This is a genomic window from Mucilaginibacter sp. P25 (genome assembly GCF_050859465.1).
GTDB lineage: Bacteria > Bacteroidota > Bacteroidia > Sphingobacteriales > Sphingobacteriaceae > Mucilaginibacter > Mucilaginibacter gossypii.
Genome location: NZ_CP193937.1, coordinates 2,306,263 through 2,328,583 on the forward strand (window position 1 = coordinate 2,306,263; position 22,321 = coordinate 2,328,583).

Genomic DNA, 22,321 nt, shown 5'->3' on the forward strand with positions numbered 1-22,321 from the left:
TTTATCAGACTATCTAACAGGCTTCGGAAACACCGGTAAACTTTCGTGCCCTTCAGCATCAACAGACTGTACCGCGAAGAAATAATTATCCTTTGAGTAATTCAACGTAGCTATAGTATCGGTTACATAGAATTTCTTTTCCCAATAGGGGCTGATGGTTTCGCGCATCAGTACATAATAGCCGGCGGGCTTTTTACCCGTGGAAGGTACTTCCCATTTCAGTTTAGTTTTATTGGTTAAGTCGCTGGTGATCACGCCTACATTCTGAGGCCCGGCCGGGGCTGAAGCGAGATTAGCCAATACTGCAAGGTTCATGCGGGCTACTTTTTGCACATAATTAAAATCAACAAAGTCAGGCAGGTCGCCGTACTCAACACCGTTTTCGGCGCAGATATTCTGATGCTGACGGTTAAAATTCTCGTTCATTTCGGTAAACCTTACAGCCGTAAAGCCCTGTTCTAAAAATGGCAGGTGATCGCCGCCGCGCAAATAGCGATCTCGCCGGTAAATAAGCTTTACGTCTAATTGATCAACATAACGCTCTCCAATTTCTTTGGTATACCTTGCCAACTGCCTCGACGGACTATCATTTTCCCCTCCTAATGATTTCAAAGCTGCCACTTGTTTATCGGTAGCTGCGGTAGGTACACCATCGCTAAAAACACGTACGCTACGGTTATCTTTCAGGTCGGTTTCTATGCCGTAAGTATTGCCAACGATATCATTATTCAGCATGGCATCCACATTCCAGTTTTCGGCTTTGGCCCGTTTGGCTACGTTGGCAGATCCATACAAACCCTGCTCTTCACCAACCACTGTCATGAAAATAATAGTGGCAGGGAACGATCTTTTAGCCATCACCCTGGCCAGTTCCATCGAAAGTGCAGTGCCTGAAGCATCATCATTGGCACCGGGTTCAACCCCGTTGGCGTCCATCACATCATTGATGCGTGAATCATAATGTCCCGATACCAGATACACCCGGGTATCATTCGGATCGGTACCTTTTAATATAGCCAGTACATTTTTGAGTTTGATGGGTTTATCGATACGTGTACCTTTAGGCTGTGTGAACGTATCAAACTGCACGGTCATCTTCCCGTTTGACTCAGTCGCATATTTTTCCATTTCGGCCTTGATCCAGTTGCGTGCTGCACCGCTGCCGGTGGTTTTGCTGGTGGTATCGCTCAGCGTGTGCCTGCTTTTAAAGCTAACCAGTTTGCGGATGGTAGCCTCAATGTTTTTGGCTGATACCTCATCAACCATTTGCTTAATGCCCGTGTCCTGCTTTACGATGGTTTGAGCGGAGGCCGGGAGGGTAAGGATAAGGAGGAGGAATAAGAAGATGTGTTTCATATGATGATGATGTTTTTTCCCGTAGAGACGCATAATTGCGTCTCCGACCATACAGGTCAACCTTGATGATTTGGGTCAGATATATAAATTTTCAAACCTATCTCTTTCAGTAAACCAGTTGTTGGGATTGTTATGAATGTATTGCTTTATGTTATTGTACTCACGATCATTTCTAATTACCCGATCATAATAACGAGGCTGCCAAGCAAAATCGATGTTGTTGTCATTCGCATATTTCTTAACGGATGATTTATAGCCACGCAATACAGAAGCCACGTTATCTTTTTGAACACCGAATTTATTTGCTTCCCAATTGATTTTTATCAGGCTTGTTAAAAAACAATATCCCATGCAAATGGTCTGGCATTACCACAAATTCATCCAATTCGACAAATGGATTAATTTCTGGAATTTTTAACCAGTTGATATGAGCGAATTCACCCATAATTGAGGATTGTAGAAATAGAGCTTCATTATTTTCATTTGGGAGGATATCTCCAAAATATGGTACACGGTTAAGGGTACAGATGGTTACAAAATATAAACCATGAGCCCCATAATCCCATCCAGCTAAACGAGGTGATGACGTGCGATATTTATTTTGATATTTTTCTTCCATTTATATTGTGAGGATTATAATGCAATTGTTTCTGTCCTGCGAGAGACGCAATTATGCGTCTCTACATCAGCATCTTTTATTCTCCTTCCTCCTCCGCAACAATCCCTAAAATCTCATCAGCTTGTTTAAAATTGCTTTTTACAAAATGGCACCAATCGCATTCTTTTTTGCCGCAGCCTGTGCTGAAATCGTGCGCCATGATTTTGGCGTAAGTTTCGGTGATCTGCCCGGTTACTGTCTCTACGTCTTCCGGTGTTATCACAAATTTTTCGCGGTAATATTCACCATCGCTTATGGGTTCAACAAAATCGAAAATGGTGCTGATCACCTGCCAGTCGGTAGTGCGGTCATGATCTATCAGTATTTTATAGAAAACAGCCTGTCGCCAGTAATCGCCGCCGTTGGGCAAATCATTGGTTGGGCGCAGTAGTTTATCTTTTGCATTTTTAGGCTTACCAGTTTTGTAATCAACAACGGTAGCCTGCTTGCCGTCAAACTCTATTTTATCCAGGTTACCTTTAATAGGAACACCTGCTACTTCAATGTTTTTTATAGATCGTTCGGTAACAGCTATCTTGTTCCAATGCGGTACGTTTTGTTCATAATATGGCGGCAGGATCTTTTCGCCGTAGGCTGAGCGCAGCTTAAACTCATCTTTAGTAAATGAATCGCGATTGCGGGCCATATACCATCTAAACTCGCGCATGAAATTTTCCGTACTCAAAAACTCGTTGTCATTATCCTTCAACTGCCTGTAAGTTTTGTTGAGTGCCCAGTGTACCGCCTGTCCAAAAGTAGCCGCCGGACTTTTACCCGATGGCACCCTGATCAAACACTGAAAATAAAACCGCAGCGGGCAGTCCAGGTAACTGCTCAGGTGGGTTACCGATAGCGTGTAATTTTGCAGCAGCTGGTTGATGTAGTTTTTATCCAGCAACTCAACCTTTGGTTTTTCGGCTTCGCTGAATTGGGTTGCCTGGAACTCGATCATATCCATGGCATCCACTTTAGGGTATTGTACCTGCATATTGGTGCTGGCTAATATCTCGCCTATAAATTGGCTTGCCTCCTGGTCTTTGTCCTTCCTGTCCTTAGCGGCGTATGAGATCATAAGGTGCTGCTTGGCACGTGTTACTGCCACATAAAACAGGCGGCGCGCTTCCTCTTTCTGTGCAATTTCATCAGCGGCGGAACGGGTAAGTGTGTCGGGATAGCTGAAACCGCTGTTACGGCCTTTGCTGTCCCAGGTACGTTTGTCGCAGCCAATAAAATACACATATTCAAACTCAAGGCCTTTTGAGCCGTGTGCCGTGAGGAAGTTGACACCATTCTCCGAAAAGATGCTTTGGTTAAGCTCCAGGCGGATCTGATGTTTCTTCATCATTTCGATGGTCGAGATCAAATCATCCAGGCTGATGTCGGGCCTTTTGCGGCTTTCATCTTTCAGGAAGTCGAAAAAACTGGTAAGCATTTGCATGTAGCTGCCCTTATCCTGTTGCTGCATAATATATTTCAGGATGCCCATTTTGGCTATCACACTTTGAAAAAGCTGCTGCAGTGTAACACTTACCGCCTCTTTGAGCAGGTAATCAATATTGCTGATGAGGTAGCGCATCTCTTGCTGCTGGTCGGGGTGAAAAAGGTCTGCTTGTTTGGGTGGCCTCATCTCGCTTACGTAACGGCGGATAGAAGTTTTAGGCTGATTGTAAGCCAGGGTACCAAAGTTTTCTTTAAACACTGCAACGCTTGCCTTGGCAATTTCAATAGGGGGATGTTAAAGAAATCATAGTGCATGATCTCAAACAACAATTCATCCCCGCTGTATGGCGAATCGAGCTCCATGGCAAGGTAACGCAAGATATTAATGATCTTTTCACCAAAGGGTTGGGTAAGCACGTCTATCTTGCGTTTGGTGTTTACCTGGATCTTTTGCACATCCAAAAATTTGATCATCTCCTCAACCTGGTTGTGGTTGCGGTAAATTACCGCTATCTCGCCCGGAGGTACACCGTCAGTAACCAGTTGTTTTATCTGCAGCGATACATCAACCAGTTCTTTATCAGGGTTCTCGTACTCCCGGATCACCGGCTCAACCAACAGGTTATTAAAACGCGGATGAGATGATTTTAAAGCTTTATCTAAATTGAGCTGACTTGTTAATCGCTCAAAATTGTTGTCGATAAGCGCTTTTGAAATATCGAGGATCTGCTGACTGGAGCGATAGTTATGTTTTAGCACTACGGTGTATAGTGTATCTACATAGTCATTGGCAAAATCAAGGATGTTTTTCATGTTGGCTCCCTGAAATTTAAAGATCGACTGATCATCATCGCCTACCACAAAAACATTCGGGGTATCCCAATAATTAAGCAAAAAGCGCAGCAACTCGTTTTGCGATCCGCTGGTATCCTGGAACTCATCTACCAGAATATACTGATAACGTTCCTGGTATTTACGAAGTATTTCTTCATTATCGCGGAAAGCGCGCAACACCCAAATAATCATGTCGTCATAATCATAGCGGCCGCGCGTTTTCATTTTTTCTGTATAGTTTTGATACTCTCCAACAGCCGCCAGCAGTTTTTTCATCACATCATGCGCGGCGTCAATATCTTTTTGTTTCGGATCACCAATCTTGATGCCCGCTTTGGCATTAGCCCGTTTATAAATAAACTCCTCGCGGTTAGGCAAGTCTTCAAGATAGTCATTTACCGCCTGCTCAATCATTTCGGCGTTCCAGTTTTCCCGCTTCATAGTGCTGAACAGGCTTTTAAGCCGGGGAACATCATAATAAATATCGCCCGTAAAACGCTTCAGCAGGTGATCGTTCGGGAACTCATCAACCAGTTCCCGGAATAGCATAGCCGATTCCAGGTCTGAAAGCGACTCCAAATTCAGCTTGCCGAAATATTCCAGGTTTTCCTGGATGATCTCATTACAAAACGCATGGAACGTATATATATTAATACGGTAAGCATCGGGGCCGATAAATTCGAACAGACGTTTACGCATGGCCACTGCACCGGCATCGGTATACGTTAAGCACAGGATTTCGCTGGGTAAAGCGTCTGTATCAGTCAGGATTTTACCTATCCGCGCTGCCAGGATCTGCGTTTTGCCTGTACCGGGGCCCGCTACTACAAGTACAGGGCCATCCATTTTGTTAACCGCGGCCAATTGCTCGGGGTTTAAACCGGCTAAGGCTTCCTGGAATTTAGCGTTATATTTATTGAATGTAGATTGCATAAGCCCCTCTAAATCTCCCCTGAAGGGGAAGACTTCTAATTTGGTTATTAAAATTCTTAGTATTCTGATGCTTGATAGTCGGGCGTTCTTAGGATACTTATCTGAACCCCAAAACCACCGATATCAAAATTAGGACTTAAAATGGAAATTGATTGCCTCCCGTTAATATTATACTTGAACTCCCCCTTTAGGGGGCCGGGGGCGACTACAACCCCATCCCTGTAATAAAAAAAGCATTCACGCTTACAGGTAACTTACCCGTAGGTTTTAAGCGTCCCGCAAGTACTTTGGCTGCCGACTGTTGCAGTTCGGGCGACATCTGGTAACAAACCAATAAACTGCCAGCGTTTTCAAGTCCCGGCAAACCCGCTATGGTATAAGCATTGGCAAACACACTGAATGCTGTGTTTTTGCGTGATGCCAGGTCGGCAATCATCAGTTTTACATCGCTGCTGTAATCAAGCTTGCTCTGCGGGCGGAGGCGGGTATCATGTATGCCTACAATAATCTGCTGGTACTGTTTAAGCCAGTTCAGGATATTGGTAACTGCAATCGCCGGTGCATCTTTATTAATTATAAAAATGCGACTGTTCGGGAAACTTTTTACAACCTCCATCTGGAAAAGCGTTGGCGAGCTTACGCCTATACTCACGATGGCTGTTTTTAAAAATGGATTAAGCTTTACATTATTGTTCTTCAATTGGGTTACCGCGGCATCGCTTAGTTGTTGTACCAGTGCTTTGGCGGCATCGCTGTTAATGTCCTGGCTTAAATTGGTTAAAGTAGTTGGCTTGTATTGATTAAGCCCTGCCCAGTATTTGGCAACTAAGATCTTTTTGATCCGCGCTTCAAACTCAACAGCACTAACGCTGCCATGCCTCACAGCTTTACGGATCAAGAGTATAGCCCGGTCTGAGTTTTCAGATAGTTCAATGATATCATTGCCGGCAATAAATGCCTTTACATCGGCTTCACCGTTGGGGAAATATTTGGTTACCCCTTTCATTTCCATCGCATCGGATATCACCAGGCCTTTAAAGTTTAACGAATCTTTCAGGATTCCGGTAATAATAGGGCGCGAAAGGGTTGAGGGTAGTTTTGGCGTATTATCTAAAGAAGGGATCCCCATATGAGCGATCATTACCCCGCTGATACCCGCATTGATGGCTTCCCGGAAGGGATACATCTCTAAAGAATCTAATCGACTACGACTATAAGGCAGCAGCGGTAAATCAAAATGCGAATCGACATTGGTATCCCCATGCCCCGGAAAATGCTTGGCCGAAGTAAGCAAGCCTGCATCCTGCATGCCTTTAAAATAAACAATACCTTTTTTGGCCACGTTATACATATTATCGCCAAAAGAGCGGTAATTGATAACCGGGTTATTAGGATTGTTGTTCACATCCATATCGGGGCCAAGGTTCATTTGCATGCCCAGGCGTTTAAAATCATAAGCTACCTGTTGGCCCATTTTATAAATCAGGTTATCATCCTGTATGGCACCGAGGGTCATTTGGTATGGGTATGATATCGTAGAATCCAGGCGCATACCCAGGCCCCATTCGCCGTCCATAGTTATAATTAAAGGTACTTTGGCCAGTTTCTGGTATTTATTGATTAGGTTGGCCTGGCGCACCGGTCCGCCCTGAAAAAACACAACGCCCCCCAATTGCTGCTCTTTAATCACCTGCCCAACCGAATCTTCATAGGCTTTTCCTTTATTGGTATGCGCCCGTACAAATAATAATTGTGCAACCCGCTGCTTGCGGCTCATTTTATGATACACCGAATCTACCCAGCGGTTTTGTTTGCCTAACAATTGGATATAACTTTCTTTTTGTGCAAAAACATCGGCGGTGAAAAATGTGAAGATGATAATCAGCGGGTAGAAAATGCGGTTTTTAGAAGCTTGCATAGGCCAAATGTAGCGTTATTCTGAATTTTTGATGAAAATGATGTTATAACTATTATAAAAATCAAACCGCTAATAAACCTTTGTGTTTTTTATTAATCTATCACGTTATTAACATACATACGAGGAAAAGCCGGCGGTAACCGGTAACTAACGGGCTAACGACTTTTCCGCCACTTATTTAAAACAGACAAATACGATGAAAAAATTACTTTTCTTGGCAATGTGCCTCTTTACCGTAGGGACAGTTAGTGCGCAGGGGTATTACTATGGACCGCGTCATCGCCGCCCGCCCCGCCGGGTCGTTGAAAGGTCTCAGCCCCAACACCGTTATGATGATTTTTACACCCCCAAAGTTGGTTTGGCGGTTGGTTTAAACGTTTCAAACACGGTTGATGCTTATAACAGCAATTATAGTTCGAGTTCACTTGCGGGCTGGCACGCAGGTTTAACCTTTGATGTGCCTATTATCTACCCGCTGTCATTTGCTCCCGAAGTATTGTTTTCGCAAAAAGGATATGAGGTGAATGACCGGGACGGGAAATTTACACAGCGCACCAATTATATTGATGTGCCTTTGCTGGCTAAATTTAGGGTGGTACGGGGCTTTAACCTGCTGATTGGTCCACAGCTTACCTTTTTAACTTCAACCAAAAATACTTACGAAAGCGCTTTGGGCACCAGTGTCGATCATATTGATAACGATGCCAGTCATAGCTACGTAGCCGGCGTAGTTGGTGTAAGCTTTGATATTAACCGCAATGTGGAGATCCGCGGCCGTTATAATATCGACCTTGGCGAAAATCGTCCTTATGCTGATCAAAACCTGCCCGATTACCGTAACCAGGTTTGGCAAATTGGTTTAGGGTTTAAATTTCAATAATAAATAATGGAGTACGGTAATTGATCACAGCTACTTTAATGTAGCATTTACTTTTATGCAAATATGCTAAGCCGCAAAGGGGAAGAGATTCCAAAACTTTACGGCTTAGCTTTTTTTGTGAGTTTAAGTTCGATCTTTATTTATTTAGGCGTTGCCTTCGGCCGGGCTTTCCGCTCATACTGCGCAGGGCCTTAGCCACATTGGCCGGTACCCGCTTCAATCTAACACAAAGGCATAATATTACCATTCTCTCGGGGGATGTGCCGAGAGAATCCTTATTTCTTTAGGATAATAATTATTGATCCGGTTTGGCAATAATTTGGCCCAGCCAAGCGGATGCCCCTCAAAGGTCATGAGCGTCCAGCCCTTATCTGTTGTGGATAGTTCGATATTATCCCGCCGCAGGTATTGGATAGCCTGATCTTTATTAAGGGGCGTTTCCAAAACTGCATCTTTATTAATTATAAGGCTTAGCGCCAGTTCATGATCAGGGATCAGGTCCTTACCGGCAAGTTTACCAATAATTACTCCCGATTTTTTAATATAGAGGTGTCGCTGTAGTATATTGAGGCTTTCTTTATGGGAGCGGTTAATAGCCATCCAGTCGTCATTTACTTTAAAATAATAAAACTCGTCGGGGTTATTAATATATGAGCGAACCTGGTCAAGTTCCTTGCCTGGCAATTTTTGCTGGGTGTTATTTTTAAAGGAGGCCAGATCGCCGCTGTTTTCTTTTTTTGCAGGCAGGCGGCAAATAAGCCTTCGCCTTTTATCTTACCCGGGTAAAAACGGTAGCCCCAGGCTTTTTTCTCCGGCGACTGGGTTTCAACAATGCCCCACTCCTTATTAATAGGTATGCGGATGCTTTCCAGCTCAAACTCGGTGCAAAGCCAGTCCAGGATATCTTCATTTTCCTGATGTGAGTAGGAGCAAGTACTATATATAAGGTAACCATCTTCTTTTAAGGCTGGGTAAATATCAGCTAGTATGCGTTCCTGTCGCTGATGGCAAAGGTTCACGTTCCCTTCCGACCATTCGCTCATCGCGTCCGGATCTTTTCGGAACATGCCCGAGCCCGAGCAGGGGGCATCAACGAGTATGATATCAAAAAAGCTTTTCAACCTCCCGAAATCTTTAGGGTCATTATTGGTGACAATGGTATTGGCTGTACCCCACCGGTTCAAATTATCTGTTAATATAGGTACACGCGTTTTAATGATTTCGTTTGCCACTAATAAATCGGCAGGTTGCAGGGCCGAATTAAGCAAGGTGCTTTTACCTCCGGGTGCCGCGCAAAGGTCAAGTACTTTTACCGTATCATCATTATTTTGGTTGATGGTTTTAAAAATATGATCAATAAACATTGATGATGCTTCCTGTACATAATAGCAGCCGGCATGAAAAAGAGGATCGAATGTGAACGACGGGCGGCTTTCAAGATAATATCCGTTGGCGCACCAGGGTACATTTTGTGTAATTTTTAAGGCAGATGGTTTAAAAGGATTAACCCTTATAGAGGTTGGAGCCTCCTCAAACCGGTGCGCTTTTACAAAATTTTCTTCATCGAAGCCGTTTTCCGCGCTCAATGATGCGATGAAATGCGGAGGGAAATTATGCTCGTTCATATACATTTCAAATATACACATTAGCTAAATGCCCGTCTTTACTTAATTATGAAGGTGTTTGGGGATGTATTTTGCCTTAATTTACAGGTAGTTGTAAAATAGGTTTAATTATTTGAAAATATATCTTGGTTGGTAGCTGGTTTTCTGTGTACATTTGTGACCGCTTTAGAAAAAGAGGCGTTGTTTTTTGAAAATTAAAAGCGAATAAAAAGATTAAAAAAGTGAAATTTTCACTTGCTAAATCAAAATGAAATCCACACCTTTGCAGCCCGCAAAAGAGGAAAAGGAGAGAGCGAAGCGGGTCTGAAACTTTGAAAAATAAAAAATAAAAAAGTTTTGGAAATAAGAAAAGGTTTTCTACCTTTGCAGACCCAAACGGAAGGGAGCTTGAAAGAGCGAAAGAAGTTGAGGCTGAGCGAGTTCAGTCAATAAGAGAAGGAAGAAAGTTAACAATAGTTAATGAGTAAAACAAAAGAGCCGAAAGCGATTTTCGGGGAAACAAACTGACAAGTTAAGCGATGAAAATTGCGACGACATAATAGCTGATTCGGATGATGAAGCGAGCAAGTTCTTTTAAGAAATGGAAATCATGTAGCGTAACGGGAGATTAACCAAGGCTAAGGCTGAGGAAGATTGAAGAGTTACAAAAAGAAGAGAGGCTGTATAAAGATATAATAATACAGATTCTATTAATTAATAATAGGGTCAGTGGTTAAACAAAACATTTTACAATGGAGAGTTTGATCCTGGCTCAGGATGAACGCTAGCGGCAGGCCTAATACATGCAAGTCGGACGGGATAGGAGAGCTTGCTTTCCTTGAGAGTGGCGCACGGGTGCGTAACACGTATGTAACCTACCTTGATCAGGGGGATAGCCTCTCGAAAGAGAGATTAAGACCGCATAACATTATGATATGGCATCGTATTATAATCAAATATTTATAGGATCAAGATGGGCATGCGCAACATTAGCTAGTTGGTGTGGTAACGGCATACCAAGGCGACGATGTTTAGGGGATCTGAGAGGATGACCCCCCACACTGGTACTGAGACACGGACCAGACTCCTACGGGAGGCAGCAGTAAGGAATATTGGTCAATGGACGGAAGTCTGAACCAGCCATGCCGCGTGCAGGAAGACGGCCCTACGGGTTGTAAACTGCTTTTGCAGGGGAATAAACCTCGATACGTGTATCGAGTTGAATGTACCTTGAGAATAAGGATCGGCTAACTCCGTGCCAGCAGCCGCGGTAATACGGAGGATCCAAGCGTTATCCGGATTTATTGGGTTTAAAGGGTGCGTAGGCGGCTTTTTAAGTCAGGGGTGAAAGACGGTAGCTCAACTATCGCAGTGCCCTTGATACTGAAGAGCTTGAATGTACTTGAGGTAGGCGGAATGTGACAAGTAGCGGTGAAATGCATAGATATGTCACAGAACACCAATTGCGAAGGCAGCTTACTAAAGTATGATTGACGCTGAGGCACGAAAGCGTGGGGATCAAACAGGATTAGATACCCTGGTAGTCCACGCCCTAAACGATGAACACTCGATGTTGGCGATATACGGTCAGCGTCTAAGCGAAAGCGTTAAGTGTTCCACCTGGGGAGTACGCCCGCAAGGGTGAAACTCAAAGGAATTGACGGGGGCCCGCACAAGCGGAGGAGCATGTGGTTTAATTCGATGATACGCGAGGAACCTTACCCGGGCTTGAAAGTTAGTGAATGTGACAGAGACGTCACAGTTCTTCGGAACACGAAACTAGGTGCTGCATGGCTGTCGTCAGCTCGTGCCGTGAGGTGTTGGGTTAAGTCCCGCAACGAGCGCAACCCCTATGTTTAGTTGCCAGCATTTAAGGTGGGGACTCTAAACAGACTGCCTATGCAAATAGAGAGGAAGGAGGGGACGACGTCAAGTCATCATGGCCCTTACGTCCGGGGCTACACACGTGCTACAATGGATGGTACAGAGGGCAGCTACCTGGCAACAGGATGCCAATCTCTTAAAGCCATTCACAGTTCGGATCGGGGTCTGCAACTCGACCCCGTGAAGTTGGATTCGCTAGTAATCGCGTATCAGCAATGACGCGGTGAATACGTTCCCGGGCCTTGTACACACCGCCCGTCAAGCCATGGAAGCTGGAAGTGCCTGAAGTGCGTAACCGCAAGGAGCGTCCTAGGGTAAAGTCGGTAACTGGGGCTAAGTCGTAACAAGGTAGCCGTACCGGAAGGTGTGGCTGGAATACCTCCTTTCTGGAGCAGGATCTCTGAGTAATTCGGAACTGTTACCTACATGATATTTCTTAAAACACAAACAAAAAGACAAAAGGAAACCCAGAAGATGAAGCCATCTGTGGAATGTGCAAACGCAAGTAAGTACAGGACAAGTGGCAGTAAGCAGTGGCAGCAGCAGTAGGCAGAAAAGTCCTGCAAACTGCAACTGATAACTGCAACTAAAAACAAATAGTCCTGTAGCTCAGCTTGGTTAGAGCACTACACTGATAATGTAGGGGTCAGCAGTTCAAATCTGCTCGGGACTACAAAAAAGGAAGAAAGGGAAAAGGATAAAGGCAAAAGGTAAGAAAACCTTTCAGCTTTAACCTTTCAGTTTTCACCTCATCTAACGGGGGATTAGCTCAGCTGGCTAGAGCACCTGCCTTGCACGCAGGGGGTCAACGGTTCGAATCCGTTATTCTCCACCAAGTATTCTACAGTAACTATAATATAGGTTACGCTACAGATGAAAACTAACGTTCTTTGACATATTGGAAGAAGTAATTGAAAACAAGAGAAAACAACAGATAGAGACGTTGTTAGGTTCAATACTACAAAGAGACAAAGCAGCAATGCAATGACTCAATGAAATAATGACTTAATGACTGATCTAAAATAAAGACATACCTTGCGGCGCAAAAGGCGCAAGAGTAGAAGAAAGTAAGAAAGGGTACACGGGGGATGCCTTGGCTCTCAGAGGCGAAGAAGGACGTGATAAGCTGCGATAAGCTGCGGGGATTAGCAAATATGAATTAATCCGCAGATTTCCGAATGGGGAAACCTAGTTATTTGAAGAATAACTGCATAAATGCGCTAACCTGCCGAACTGAAACATCTAAGTAAGCAGAGGAAGAGAAAACAATAGTGATTTCCAGAGTAGTGGCGAGCGAAATGGAAGAAGCCCAAACCTGTTATGTTACGGCATAGCAGGGGTTGTAGGACCACAACATGAATATTAAATAGAACCGGAACGGGGTGGGAAACCCGGCCATAGAGCATGAGAGCTGCGTACGGGTAATAGATAATAGGATAGTGGTATCCTGAGTACCGCGAGGTCGGAGACGCCTTGTGGGAATTTGCCGGCACCATCCGGTAAGGCTAAATACTCCTGAGAGACCGATAGTGAACCAGTACCGTGAGGGAAAGGTGAAAAGAACCCCGAACAGGGGAGTGAAATAGAACCTGAAACCGTGTACTTACAAGCGGTCGGAGCCTGGCAACGGGTGACGGCGTGCCTTTTGCATAATGAGCCTACGAGTTACTCTTCCCTGGCAAGGTTAAGTGTTTAAGACACGGATCCGAAGCGAAAGCGAGTCTGAAAAGGGCGTATAGTCAGGGGAGGTAGACGCGAAACCTTGTGATCTACCCATGGGCAGGTTGAAGGTGCCGTAACAGGTACTGGAGGACCGAACCGATAAACGTTGAAAAGTTTCCGGATGACTTGTGGGTAGGGGTGAAAGGCTAATCAAACTGGGAAATAGCTCGTACTCCCCGAAATGTTTTTAGGAACAGCCTGGCGGTTGAGTTATAAAGAGGTAGAGCTACTAATTGGGTGCGGGGGAGTCAAATCCTACCAAATCCAGATAAACTCCGAATGCTTTATAATATACGCTGGAGTGAGGCTATGGGTGCTAAGGTCCATGGCCGAGAGGGAAAGAACCCAGACCATCAGCTAAGGTCCCTAAATTATTGCTAAGTTGAACTAACGAGGTCCGATTGCACAGACAGCTAGGATGTTGGCTTGGAAGCAGCCATTCATTTAAAGAGTGCGTAACAGCTCACTAGTCGAGCGATCGGGCATGGATAATAAACGGGCATCAAGCAGTATACCGAAGCTATGGATTCATATTAATATGACTGGTAGGGGAGCATTCTATTATCCGGCGAAGCAGGAAGGTAACTGACTGTGGAGGGAATAGAAAAGCAAATGTAGGCATAAGTAACGATAAGGCGGGAGAGAAACCCGCCCACCGAAAGACTAAGGTTTCCTGATCAACGCTAATCGGATCAGGGTTAGTCGGGGCCTAAGGTGAAGCCGACAGGCGTAGCCGATGGACAACTGGTTAATATTCCAGTACTTTTTATTACTGCGATGCGGTGACGGAGTAGTGACACTGACGCGAACTGACGGAATAGTTCGTTAAAGGCTGTAGGTATAGAGTTTGTAGTTAAGTACGCAGACTTTGCTGAAAGCTGATAGTACACCAAATCTTCGGACAAGGTGATAGTTCAGGTAATCAGACTTCCAAGAAAACCCGCTAAGCTTCAGGTAATAAAAACCCGTACCGTAAACCGACACAGGTAGTCGAGGAGAGAATCCTAAGGTGCTCGAGTGAATCATGGCTAAGGAACTCGGCAAAATGGCCCTGTAACTTCGGGAGAAGGGGCGCTGGCAGCAATGTCAGCCGCAGTGAAAAGGCCCAGGCGACTGTTTAACAAAAACACATGGCTTTGCAAAATCGCAAGATGACGTATAAGGCCTGACACCTGCCCGGTGCTGGAAGGTTAAGAGGGGATGTTAGTCGCAAGGCGAAGCATTGAATCGAAGCCCCAGTAAACGGCGGCCGTAACTATAACGGTCCTAAGGTAGCGAAATTCCTTGTCGGGTAAGTTCCGACCTGCACGAATGGTGTAACGATCTGGGCGCTGTCTCAGCCATGAGCTCGGTGAAATTGTGGTATCGGTGAAGACGCCGGTTACCCGCAACGGGACGGAAAGACCCCATGCACCTTCACTATAGCTTAACATTGATATCGGATACAGGATGTGTAGGATAGGTGGGAGACTGTGATCCAGCTTCGCTAGGAGTTGGTTAGTCAACGTTGAAATACCACCCTTTCTGTATTTGGTGTCTAACTCTACAAAGTGGAGAACATTGTTTGGCGGGTAGTTTGACTGGGGTGGTCGCCTCCAAAAAGGTAACGGAGGCTTTCAAAGGTAAGCTCAGTACGCTTGGTAACCGTACGTGGAGTGCAATAGCAAAAGCTTGCTTGACAGTGAGACAGACAAGTCGAGCTGGGTCGAAAGACGGATATAGTGATCCGGTGGTTCTGCATGGAAGGGCCATCGCTCAAAGGATAAAAGGTACGCTGGGGATAACAGGCTGATCTCCCCCAAGAGCTCATATCGACGGGGAGGTTTGGCACCTCGATGTCGGCTCGTCACATCCTGGGGCTGGAGAAGGTCCCAAGGGTTGAGCTGTTCGCTCATTAAAGTGGCACGCGAGCTGGGTTCAGAACGTCGCGAGACAGTTCGGTCCCTATCTGTTGTGGGCGTAGGAAGTTTGAGTGGGGCTGACCTTAGTACGAGAGGACCGGGTTGGACTAACCTCTGGTGAATCTGTTATGCCGCCAGGTGTACTGCAGAGTAGCTACGTTGGGAATAGATAAGCGCTGAAAGCATCTAAGTGCGAAACTAGCCACAAGATGAGACTTCCATTGAGGGTCGTAGGAGACTACTACGTTGATAGGTTACAGGTATAAAGGTGGTGACATCATAGCCGAGTAATACTAATTGCCCGAAGCTTTCTTCAGATAGAAAAAAGGGTTGATAGTAATTGGATCATAGTTCATAGTAATATAAAGCGATGAACCATGAACTATCAACCAAAAACAAACAACAATGCTGTTGTTTTCTCTTACATTCAATCACTTCTTTCAATAATATGTCATTGTTCAGGCGAAAGGCCAAAGGATAGAGGCAAAAGGTAAGAAAACCTTTGACCTTTTACCTTTCAGCTTTCACCTCAACAAAAGAAATTCAGGTGCCTATATCGGCGGTGTCTACCTCTTCCCATTCCGAACAGAGAAGTCAAGCCCGCCAGAGCCGATGGTACTGCGGTAAAACGTGGGAGAGTAGGTCGGTGCCACCCTTTATCACTTTCAATAGTGCAATAATCGCAAAAGCCTTAGCTAATAACTAAGGCTTTTTGCGTTATTAGGGCTTTGAAGAGTCCTTCATTTCAATCAGAAACCACTCATCATTCCCCAATCAACCACTCACCCCAAACCCGCGTTGGGGATAGGAGCGAATATCGGCCTTGTGGCTAATGCCCGTGCAGTATGAGCGCATAGCCCGGCCGCAGGCAACGCCCAAAGAAATCATTGTTGTATTTAACTTTACATTGGCCCGCTCAGTTGCCGCGGGTTGGCTTTGTTCTTTTTCTTAACAAAATGAACAAAGTCCGAGCGATAGCAAGATAACGAACACCATCACCAATAAACATTTCATTACCATATTATTTTGCTATTTTTAAAGTATATACCTAAACATATGCTTACAGCAGAACAAGCCGCGCTTTGGCAAAAGATCCTGGATTTTCAATTGGATGATCCTGAAGCTGCTTTCAAATTTTCCGAACGCCTGGCGCGCGAGAATGGGTGGGACTTAGTTTATACCCGTAGGGTGATTGCTGAATACAAACGTTTTATTTTTCTTTGTTGTATCTCCGAACATGGTGTAACACCTTCCGATGCTATTGATCAGGCCTGGCACCTGCATTTAACTTTTACCCGCTCATATTGGATAGATCTTTGCCGTGGCACACTCGGAAGGGAGATCCATCATAATCCTACTAAAGGTGGAAATAGCGAAGCAGTAAAGTATGACACGTTTTATACTGATACCGGCCAATTATATTTTAACTGTTTTAACGAACAGTCGCCTACTGATATCTGGCCTGGAAACGAAGTCCGCTTTAAAGAGATTAATTTTCAACGAGTGAACCTGGATAAATACTGGCTTATCCGTAAACCTCGACGAATTAAAGTATTGTTGCTGATGGGGTTGTTGATCCTTGTTTCATGGATATGCATACAGGCCTCAGATAATGATATTTTTATATTAATTTTCCTGGTACTGTTTGTTGGTGTTACCATATTAAGTTATCATAGTGAAGGGCGCAATGATGATAAACGGGACCGTGACGGTAATGGTGGTGGGACTGGTTGTAGTACCGTCGGCTGCGGAGCTGATGGTGGTTTCGATTCGGGCCATCACGGACATTCTGGTCATGGGTGCCATAGCGGTGGGGGCAGTGGATGTGGAAGCGGTTGCTCAGGGTGCTCTGCTTCAGGATGTAGTGGTTGCAGCAGCCATTAAGTTAGTCAGCTACCTAATGCCTCAAAAATCTCAGCCGAGAGCAATCCGCTTCCACCTCCAAAATGTTGTACGATCTTAATTTCTGGTTTTTCATTACAGAAATATTCGTTCAGTTTAACTTCCGATATCTCATCAACCCCTCCACCTAATAACACCACTTTAAAGTCTTGGGTAGGGAACGCCGCAATGGCTTCCTCATCGGTGAGGCAGCCAGTTGCGTTCCAGTCAGGATTATTGTTTACTAATCTCACTACTGTGGCTAATATTTCTGGATGCCGGCCAATTACCAGTATCTGTTTCTTTTCCATGATCTTAAAATTTCATCGGTACATCAATCAACAAAAACTCAGAATCTGTACCTGCTTCAACGGTAAATTTGTCGGCATCCCAAATACCCAAAGCATCGCGACTATTTAAAGTTTCGCCATTAATAATCACTTCGCCGCTTAACACAAACGCATAAACGCCGTTGCCTTCTTTTTTAATAGCATATTCAGTACTTATTCCTTGATCAAATTTGCCCAAATGGAACCAGGCATCCTGGTGGATCCATACACCCGCGTCATCAGGATTGGGTGATAATACCTGTTGCAATTTATTATGACGGTCTTCAAGATTTAGTGAGATCTGATCATAACGTGGTTCTACGTTTCTTTTATTAGGGTAGATCCAGATCTGCAAAAATTTCACTTCGCTGGTACGGTCAAAATTATATTCGCTGTGGAAAATTCCGGTACCTGCACTCATGGCCTGGATATCGCCGTTTTTGATAACAGCCACATTGTTCATGCTATCCTTGTGTTCCAGATCTCCTTCCAGCGGAATGGAAATAATTTCCATATTATCATGCGGATGTTTGCCGAAACCCATACCTGGATCAACTGTATCATCGTTTAATACCCTCAATGCACCAAAGTTCATACGCTGTGGGTTGTAATATCCTGCAAAACTGAATGATTGAAAGCTGTGCAGCCATCCATGGTCTGCATGTCCGCGAGTGTTAGCTTTATGTAAAACGGTTTGTGCCATTGTGTGTTTCCTTTAAATTGTAATACAAAGTTAAAGGGAGGTGGGCTGGCGGCACTTGATGTAGGTTAAGAAATTAACAGGCACTAATTATGCGAATTGAATTGGCACGAATTTTAATTGTTCTCAATTCGTGTCAATTCGGTTGAATTAGTGTAATTCGTGCCTATCTTTTCCTCACCATCTCGCCCTTCATCCGGCTAAAAAATTCGGGGGTTACACCAATATAAGATGCTATTTGTTTTTGGGGCAAGTGATCGATCAATGTGGGGTAACGCTTGCAAAAATTATTATAACGTTCTTCGGCAGTTAAGCTTAAACTATCGATCAACCTCTGCTGGCTGGCTACCAAAGAATTTTCGGTAAGGATCCGGAAAAAATGTTCAAACTTTGGGATTTGTGTGTATAGTTTTTCCTGATTTGCTTTTGAGAGCAGCAGTACATCTGTATCTTCCAATGCTTCGATATTCTGGATACCGGGTTTTTGCGAAATTAGACTATACATATCGGCAATCCACCAGTCGGCAGGGGCAAAGTTTAACACGTGTTCGATACCACTTTTATCTACGGTATAGCCTCGCAAACAACCGGCCGTTACAAAAGCCGAATACTTGCATACTTCACCATAAGTAAGCAAAAACTGTTTGCGTTTTATTTTTTTAGGCTGTAAATAAGCCGTAAAAATTTCCTGTTCTTCGCGGGTTAAGTGGATGTGTTTTTCGAGATTGTTAAGTATCAGATCAAACGGCATATGCAAAAATGTGGTTTATTTAGCTTATTTATCGAAGAATGGGCAATTAATCTATCCTGTTTTTTACAGGTACAGGGCATTATTTAATAATTTTTAAATTAGCTTTATCAACCGCAGGTAAGCCATGCCAAAATATGCGCATGTTATGCTTATAAAGCGGTATGGATAGCAAAAAATTATCAATATGATTGTGAATGGCTTTTTAACCAAGGCCTGAAGCATAAACAAATAAACCTGGAGCGCATTACCAATTACTGCGTTAATTGATTTTAAAGATAAGTTTTATGGTGAAAAATTATTTTTTAACGATCTGCCTGTGTGTTATTGTTGCTTCGTTTGTTGATGCGCAGCAGAAATTTAACGGTCTTGATGTTGGGCTCGGCAACCTTTACCGTACTTCTGATGCTAAAACACGGTCTATTAGTCCCGAAAATTTTACCGGCGAGAAAGGTAAAGGTGGCATGGCCACAAACGGCACCGGCGCCAACGCATCCCGCGACTTAGGCCAGACCTGGAAAGTAAGCCCGAGCGTTGTTATCAAAAAGCATACAACTTTTACCGTTGCCGAAATTAACGGATCGGGCGCTATTCAGCATATCTGGATGACACCTACCGGTAACTGGCGCTATTCCATAATCCGTTTTTATTGGGACGATGAAACTACCCCATCCGTGGAGGTGCCGGTGGGCGACTTTTTTGTATGGGATGGGGTAAATATGCACCGGTAAGTTCCCTCGCAGTGGCGGTTAATCCTGGCAGTGCATTTAATTGCTACTGGCCAATGCCGTTCCGCAAAAAATGCCGCATCACTATGGAAAATATCGACGATGCGGATATGGTGCTCTATTACCAGGTTGATTATACCCTGACAGATGTGCCTGAAGATGCCGGGTATTTCCATGCGCAATTTCGCAGGGTAAACCCGCTGCCGTATAAAAAAGATTTTGTTTTGGTGGATAGCATTAAAGGCAAAGGGCAATACGTAGGTACTTACATCGCTTATGGCTCAAACAAAAATGGCTGGTGGGGCGAAGGCGAGATCAAGTTTTTTATGGATGGCGATACCAAATTCCCTACCATAAACGGTACTGGTACGGAGGATTATTTCTGCGGATCATATGATTTTGATACCCGTCACAAGGATGCCGAGGGTAAAGAGAAACCCGGAACAGAATACACCGAATTTTGCAGCCCCTACAGCGGCTTACCGCAGGTGATCCGCGGTGACGGGCATTACAATATTGCGCAACGTTTCGGCATGTACCGCTGGCATATTGTAGATCCCATTCGCTTTGAAAAAAGCCTTAAGGTTACTATACAGGCATTGGGCTGGCGGCATGATGGCCGTTACATGCCCCTGCAGGACGATATCGCTTCAACCGTGTTCTGGTATCAAACCGGCGAACATGGCCCTTTCCCTAAATTCCCCTCAAAAGACGAACTGGAAGTAAACTAATGAAACTATATAAACTTGCCAAAGGCAGCCTATTGCAACATAACGGTTCATCATATATTATTGATGATGAATGGGATAAACTGATCAACCGGGATGGTTTAGCGGCTTACCTGGAATCGATCACTGCCGATACTACGGCTTTAAGCGCCGAGGTGGAGAATGAATATCTGAACGGCAATATTCTGCCGCCTATTGGCAGCCAGGAAGTATGGGCCGCCGGCGTAACTTATTTACGTAGCCGTGATGCCCGTATGGAGGAGTCAGAAACAGGCGCAAGTTTGTATGACAAGGTTTATGACGCAGCCCGCCCTGAGCTTTTTTCAAAGCGCTTGCACATCGGGTATCCGGGCACAACGGCGAGGTTTACATCCGCAAAGACTCGGATTGGGACGTGCCGGAGCCTGAGCTTACACTATTTGTGAACAGCGATGGTAATATCCAGGGATATACCATTGGCAATGACATGAGTTCGAGGAGTATTGAGGGCGAAAATGCTTTATATCTGCCGCAGGCTAAAGTTTATGAAAAAAGCGCCGCGCTTGGGCCATGCTTATATGTTACTTCATCGGCAATTCCCGGCGAAACGATGATCAGTATGAATATCAAACGCGACGGAAAGCTGGTTTTTGAAGATGAAACTACCGTATCGCGCATTAAACGTTCTTTTACCGAACTTACCGGCTATTTATATAGTGAATGTGATTTCCCTAACGGATGCTTTTTAATGACGGGTACCTGCCTGGTGCCGCCGCCAGGCTTTACTTTGCAAGCCGGTGATGTGGTGGAAATCAGCATTGATCATATTGGCACAATGGTGAACGTGATTGGCTTAAACCCAAAACATAAATAACCGGTATCATGCAGCTTTTAAAAAAGTCATCATTAGTTTTGCTGATTGCCAGTTTGGCTGCATGCACTATGTATAAACCACCTGTGAAAAGAGGAAGTTTTAAATATGACGAGGAGTTTCTGCGGAAGAGGGACGATAGTCTGATAGTTTTAAGTGACGGTGGCTTAGGAATGGTTATGGTATCTCCAAAATATCAAGGCAAGGTATTTACATCAACAGCAGAAGGCTCTTTCGGTAAAAGTTTCGGTTGGATCAAATACGAAACTTTCGACCAGAAACAGCCCGACCCGCATATGAATGCCTTTGGCGGGGAAGACCGTTTATGGCTCGGGCCGGAAGGCGGGCAATTTTCGCTTTTCTTTAAGCCCGGCACTAAAATGGAGTTTGCCAATTGGCATACGCCGGCTGCCGTTGATAATGAAAGCTGGGAACTCATTTCAGCTTCGGATAAAAAGGTATCGATGAGCAAAAGCACGCATCTGCAAAATTATGCCGGTACCGAATTATCAATAAAGCTGGAGCGGGATGTGGAGATCATGGAGCCAAAAGCTATACAGCAGGTACTTGGTATTGATGCCGACACATCGGTAAAGGCAGTAGGCTTCAATACGCTGAATACTATCATAAATACAGGTGATAAGGCCTGGGATAAAATAACCGGTGCGCCATGCCTTTGGAATTTAGATATGTTTACCCCTTCGCCAAAAGTGGTGATCGTAGTGCCATATAATGAAAGTGCTACCGGTAAAATAGCTACCACCAATTATTTTGGCGAGATCCCGAAAGACAGAATCACTTATAAAAACGGCATCCTGCTGTTTAAGGCTGATGGAAAAAGCCGTGGCAAGCTGGGTATTCCACCTCATCGTGCAAAAAATATGGCTGGTAGCTATGATGCGGAGAGCGATGTTTTAACCATCACGACGTTTGATGTGGATAGCACAGCATCCTACCTAAACCAGGAATGGAAAACAGATACTGCGCCTTACAGCGGCGACGCGGTAAATGCTTATAACGATGGCCCACTGGCAGATGGTAAACAAATGGGGCCCTTTTATGAGATAGAAAGTGTATCACCCGCCGCGTTCCTGAAGCCGGGCGAAAAGCTTACACATAAACATAGTGTATTCCATTTCACCGGTAATAAAGCCGCATTAAATAAAATAGCATTAAAAACGCTGGGGATTTCGTTAGATGAGATCGCGACCGCATTTAAATAACAGA

Annotated in this window: 15 protein-coding genes, 2 tRNA genes, 3 rRNA genes and 1 pseudogene; 11 read left to right on the forward strand and 10 right to left on the reverse strand. The window is 44.6% G+C overall.

What is annotated here, in order from left to right; all coding sequences use genetic code 11:
- Positions 1 to 9 precede the first annotated feature (9 nt).
- From ACRQ5D_RS12100 to ACRQ5D_RS12120, 5 genes are all read right to left on the reverse strand, one after another.
- Entirely contained in the window at positions 10 to 1,356 is a 1,347-nt protein-coding gene (locus tag ACRQ5D_RS12100) for a M28 family peptidase (RefSeq protein ID WP_091175493.1), read from the reverse strand.
- A 298-nt stretch (positions 1,357 to 1,654) separates the two neighbouring features.
- A complete protein-coding gene (locus ACRQ5D_RS12105; protein ID WP_143020897.1) occupies positions 1,655 to 1,975 on the reverse strand; it encodes a glucose-6-phosphate dehydrogenase in 321 nt (106 codons plus the stop codon).
- Positions 1,976 to 2,051: 76 nt separating this feature from the next.
- The gene (locus tag ACRQ5D_RS12110) at positions 2,052 to 3,713 is read right to left on the reverse strand and encodes a PD-(D/E)XK nuclease family protein (protein ID WP_431199710.1); all 1,662 of its coding nucleotides are present in this window, start codon (positions 3,711 to 3,713) and stop codon (positions 2,052 to 2,054) included.
- Complete coding sequence (locus ACRQ5D_RS12115; protein ID WP_431199711.1) at positions 3,647 to 5,221, reverse strand: ATP-dependent helicase; 1,575 nt, start codon at positions 5,219 to 5,221, stop codon at positions 3,647 to 3,649. Before ACRQ5D_RS12115 ends, ACRQ5D_RS12110 begins: the two co-directional genes overlap by 67 nt.
- Positions 5,222 to 5,426: 205 nt before the next feature.
- Positions 5,427 to 7,139, reverse strand: coding sequence for a glycoside hydrolase family 3 protein (locus ACRQ5D_RS12120; protein WP_091175486.1), 1,713 nt, complete (start codon positions 7,137 to 7,139; stop codon positions 5,427 to 5,429).
- Positions 7,140 to 7,335: 196 nt separating this feature from the next.
- Here ACRQ5D_RS12120 and ACRQ5D_RS12125 point away from each other — a divergent pair, with 196 nt between their 5' ends.
- On the forward strand, positions 7,336 to 8,019 hold the full coding sequence (locus ACRQ5D_RS12125) for a porin family protein (RefSeq protein WP_091175483.1): 684 nt from the start codon (positions 7,336 to 7,338) through the stop codon (positions 8,017 to 8,019).
- Between the two features lie 240 nt (positions 8,020 to 8,259).
- Here ACRQ5D_RS12125 and ACRQ5D_RS12130 read toward each other — a convergent pair whose 3' ends face one another.
- The gene (locus tag ACRQ5D_RS12130; RefSeq protein ID WP_432329066.1) at positions 8,260 to 8,703 is read right to left on the reverse strand and encodes a methyltransferase RsmF C-terminal domain-like protein; all 444 of its coding nucleotides are present in this window, start codon (positions 8,701 to 8,703) and stop codon (positions 8,260 to 8,262) included.
- Positions 8,631 to 9,644 (reverse strand): RsmB/NOP family class I SAM-dependent RNA methyltransferase, encoded by a 1,014-nt coding sequence (locus ACRQ5D_RS12135; protein ID WP_432329068.1) that lies wholly within the window; start codon positions 9,642 to 9,644, stop codon positions 8,631 to 8,633. The genes ACRQ5D_RS12130 and ACRQ5D_RS12135 overlap by 73 nt, the downstream gene beginning before the upstream one ends.
- A gap of 728 nt (positions 9,645 to 10,372) precedes the next feature.
- Here ACRQ5D_RS12135 and ACRQ5D_RS12140 point away from each other — a divergent pair.
- The 6 genes from ACRQ5D_RS12140 (at position 10,373) to ACRQ5D_RS12165 (ending at position 17,014) form a co-directional block, all read left to right on the forward strand.
- Positions 10,373 to 11,893, forward strand: a 16S ribosomal RNA gene (locus tag ACRQ5D_RS12140).
- A 212-nt stretch (positions 11,894 to 12,105) separates the two neighbouring features.
- A tRNA-Ile gene (locus ACRQ5D_RS12145) sits at positions 12,106 to 12,180 on the forward strand.
- 85 nt (positions 12,181 to 12,265) lie between these two features.
- Positions 12,266 to 12,342: transfer RNA gene (locus tag ACRQ5D_RS12150), tRNA-Ala, on the forward strand.
- Between the two features lie 225 nt (positions 12,343 to 12,567).
- A 23S ribosomal RNA gene (locus ACRQ5D_RS12155) occupies positions 12,568 to 15,447 on the forward strand.
- 226 nt (positions 15,448 to 15,673) lie between these two features.
- Positions 15,674 to 15,785 (forward strand): 5S ribosomal RNA (rrf, locus tag ACRQ5D_RS12160).
- The 16S, 23S and 5S rRNA genes sit together here with 2 tRNA genes alongside, the layout of an rRNA operon.
- A gap of 401 nt (positions 15,786 to 16,186) precedes the next feature.
- On the forward strand, positions 16,187 to 17,014 hold the full coding sequence (locus ACRQ5D_RS12165; RefSeq protein WP_176844615.1) for a glycine-rich domain-containing protein: 828 nt from the start codon (positions 16,187 to 16,189) through the stop codon (positions 17,012 to 17,014).
- 5 nt (positions 17,015 to 17,019) lie between these two features.
- Here ACRQ5D_RS12165 and ACRQ5D_RS12170 read toward each other — a convergent pair whose 3' ends face one another.
- From ACRQ5D_RS12170 to ACRQ5D_RS12180, 3 genes are all read right to left on the reverse strand, one after another.
- Positions 17,020 to 17,322 carry a hypothetical protein gene (locus tag ACRQ5D_RS12170; protein WP_091176560.1) on the reverse strand — a complete coding sequence of 101 codons (303 nt, stop codon included), beginning with the start codon at positions 17,320 to 17,322 and terminating at the stop codon, positions 17,020 to 17,022.
- A gap of 4 nt (positions 17,323 to 17,326) precedes the next feature.
- On the reverse strand, positions 17,327 to 18,043 hold the full coding sequence (locus ACRQ5D_RS12175) for a pirin family protein (protein WP_091176563.1): 717 nt from the start codon (positions 18,041 to 18,043) through the stop codon (positions 17,327 to 17,329).
- A gap of 163 nt (positions 18,044 to 18,206) precedes the next feature.
- On the reverse strand, positions 18,207 to 18,791 hold the full coding sequence (locus tag ACRQ5D_RS12180; RefSeq protein WP_091176565.1) for a Crp/Fnr family transcriptional regulator: 585 nt from the start codon (positions 18,789 to 18,791) through the stop codon (positions 18,207 to 18,209).
- Positions 18,792 to 19,393: 602 nt separating this feature from the next.
- Here ACRQ5D_RS12180 and ACRQ5D_RS12185 point away from each other — a divergent pair.
- The 4 genes and pseudogenes from ACRQ5D_RS12185 (at position 19,394) to ACRQ5D_RS12200 (ending at position 22,317) form a co-directional block, all read left to right on the forward strand.
- Positions 19,394 to 20,247 (forward strand): annotated as a pseudogene (locus ACRQ5D_RS12185) (glycoside hydrolase family 172 protein).
- Positions 20,247 to 20,669, forward strand: coding sequence for a hypothetical protein (locus ACRQ5D_RS12190; protein WP_431199714.1), 423 nt, complete (start codon positions 20,247 to 20,249; stop codon positions 20,667 to 20,669). Before ACRQ5D_RS12185 ends, ACRQ5D_RS12190 begins: the two are co-directional and overlap by 1 nt.
- Positions 20,639 to 21,097, forward strand: coding sequence for a fumarylacetoacetate hydrolase family protein (locus ACRQ5D_RS12195; protein ID WP_431199715.1), 459 nt, complete (start codon positions 20,639 to 20,641; stop codon positions 21,095 to 21,097). The genes ACRQ5D_RS12190 and ACRQ5D_RS12195 overlap by 31 nt, the downstream gene beginning before the upstream one ends.
- An 8-nt stretch (positions 21,098 to 21,105) precedes the next feature.
- Positions 21,106 to 22,317 (forward strand): DUF6786 family protein, encoded by a 1,212-nt coding sequence (locus tag ACRQ5D_RS12200; protein ID WP_091176571.1) that lies wholly within the window; start codon positions 21,106 to 21,108, stop codon positions 22,315 to 22,317.
- Positions 22,318 to 22,321 lie beyond the last annotated feature (4 nt).

Excerpts from the sequence above, each read along its gene's own strand:
- ACRQ5D_RS12100 (WP_091175493.1), bottom strand. The coding sequence starts at position 1,356 with ATGAAACACATCTTCTTATTCCTCCTCCTTATCCTTACCCTCCCGGCC.
- ACRQ5D_RS12105 (WP_143020897.1), bottom strand. The coding sequence starts at position 1,975 with ATGGAAGAAAAATATCAAAATAAATATCGCACGTCATCACCTCGTTTA.
- ACRQ5D_RS12115 (WP_431199711.1), bottom strand. The coding sequence starts at position 5,221 with ATGCAATCTACATTCAATAAATATAACGCTAAATTCCAGGAAGCCTTA.
- ACRQ5D_RS12120 (WP_091175486.1), bottom strand. The coding sequence starts at position 7,139 with ATGCAAGCTTCTAAAAACCGCATTTTCTACCCGCTGATTATCATCTTC.
- ACRQ5D_RS12125 (WP_091175483.1), top strand. The coding sequence starts at position 7,336 with ATGAAAAAATTACTTTTCTTGGCAATGTGCCTCTTTACCGTAGGGACA.
- ACRQ5D_RS12135 (WP_432329068.1), bottom strand. The coding sequence starts at position 9,644 with ATGAACGAGCATAATTTCCCTCCGCATTTCATCGCATCATTGAGCGCG.
- ACRQ5D_RS12165 (WP_176844615.1), top strand. The coding sequence starts at position 16,187 with ATGCTTACAGCAGAACAAGCCGCGCTTTGGCAAAAGATCCTGGATTTT.
- ACRQ5D_RS12170 (WP_091176560.1), bottom strand. The coding sequence starts at position 17,322 with ATGGAAAAGAAACAGATACTGGTAATTGGCCGGCATCCAGAAATATTA.
- ACRQ5D_RS12175 (WP_091176563.1), bottom strand. The coding sequence starts at position 18,043 with ATGGCACAAACCGTTTTACATAAAGCTAACACTCGCGGACATGCAGAC.
- ACRQ5D_RS12180 (WP_091176565.1), bottom strand. The coding sequence starts at position 18,791 with ATGCCGTTTGATCTGATACTTAACAATCTCGAAAAACACATCCACTTA.
- ACRQ5D_RS12190 (WP_431199714.1), top strand. The coding sequence starts at position 20,247 with ATGAAACTATATAAACTTGCCAAAGGCAGCCTATTGCAACATAACGGT.
- ACRQ5D_RS12200 (WP_091176571.1), top strand. The coding sequence starts at position 21,106 with ATGCAGCTTTTAAAAAAGTCATCATTAGTTTTGCTGATTGCCAGTTTG.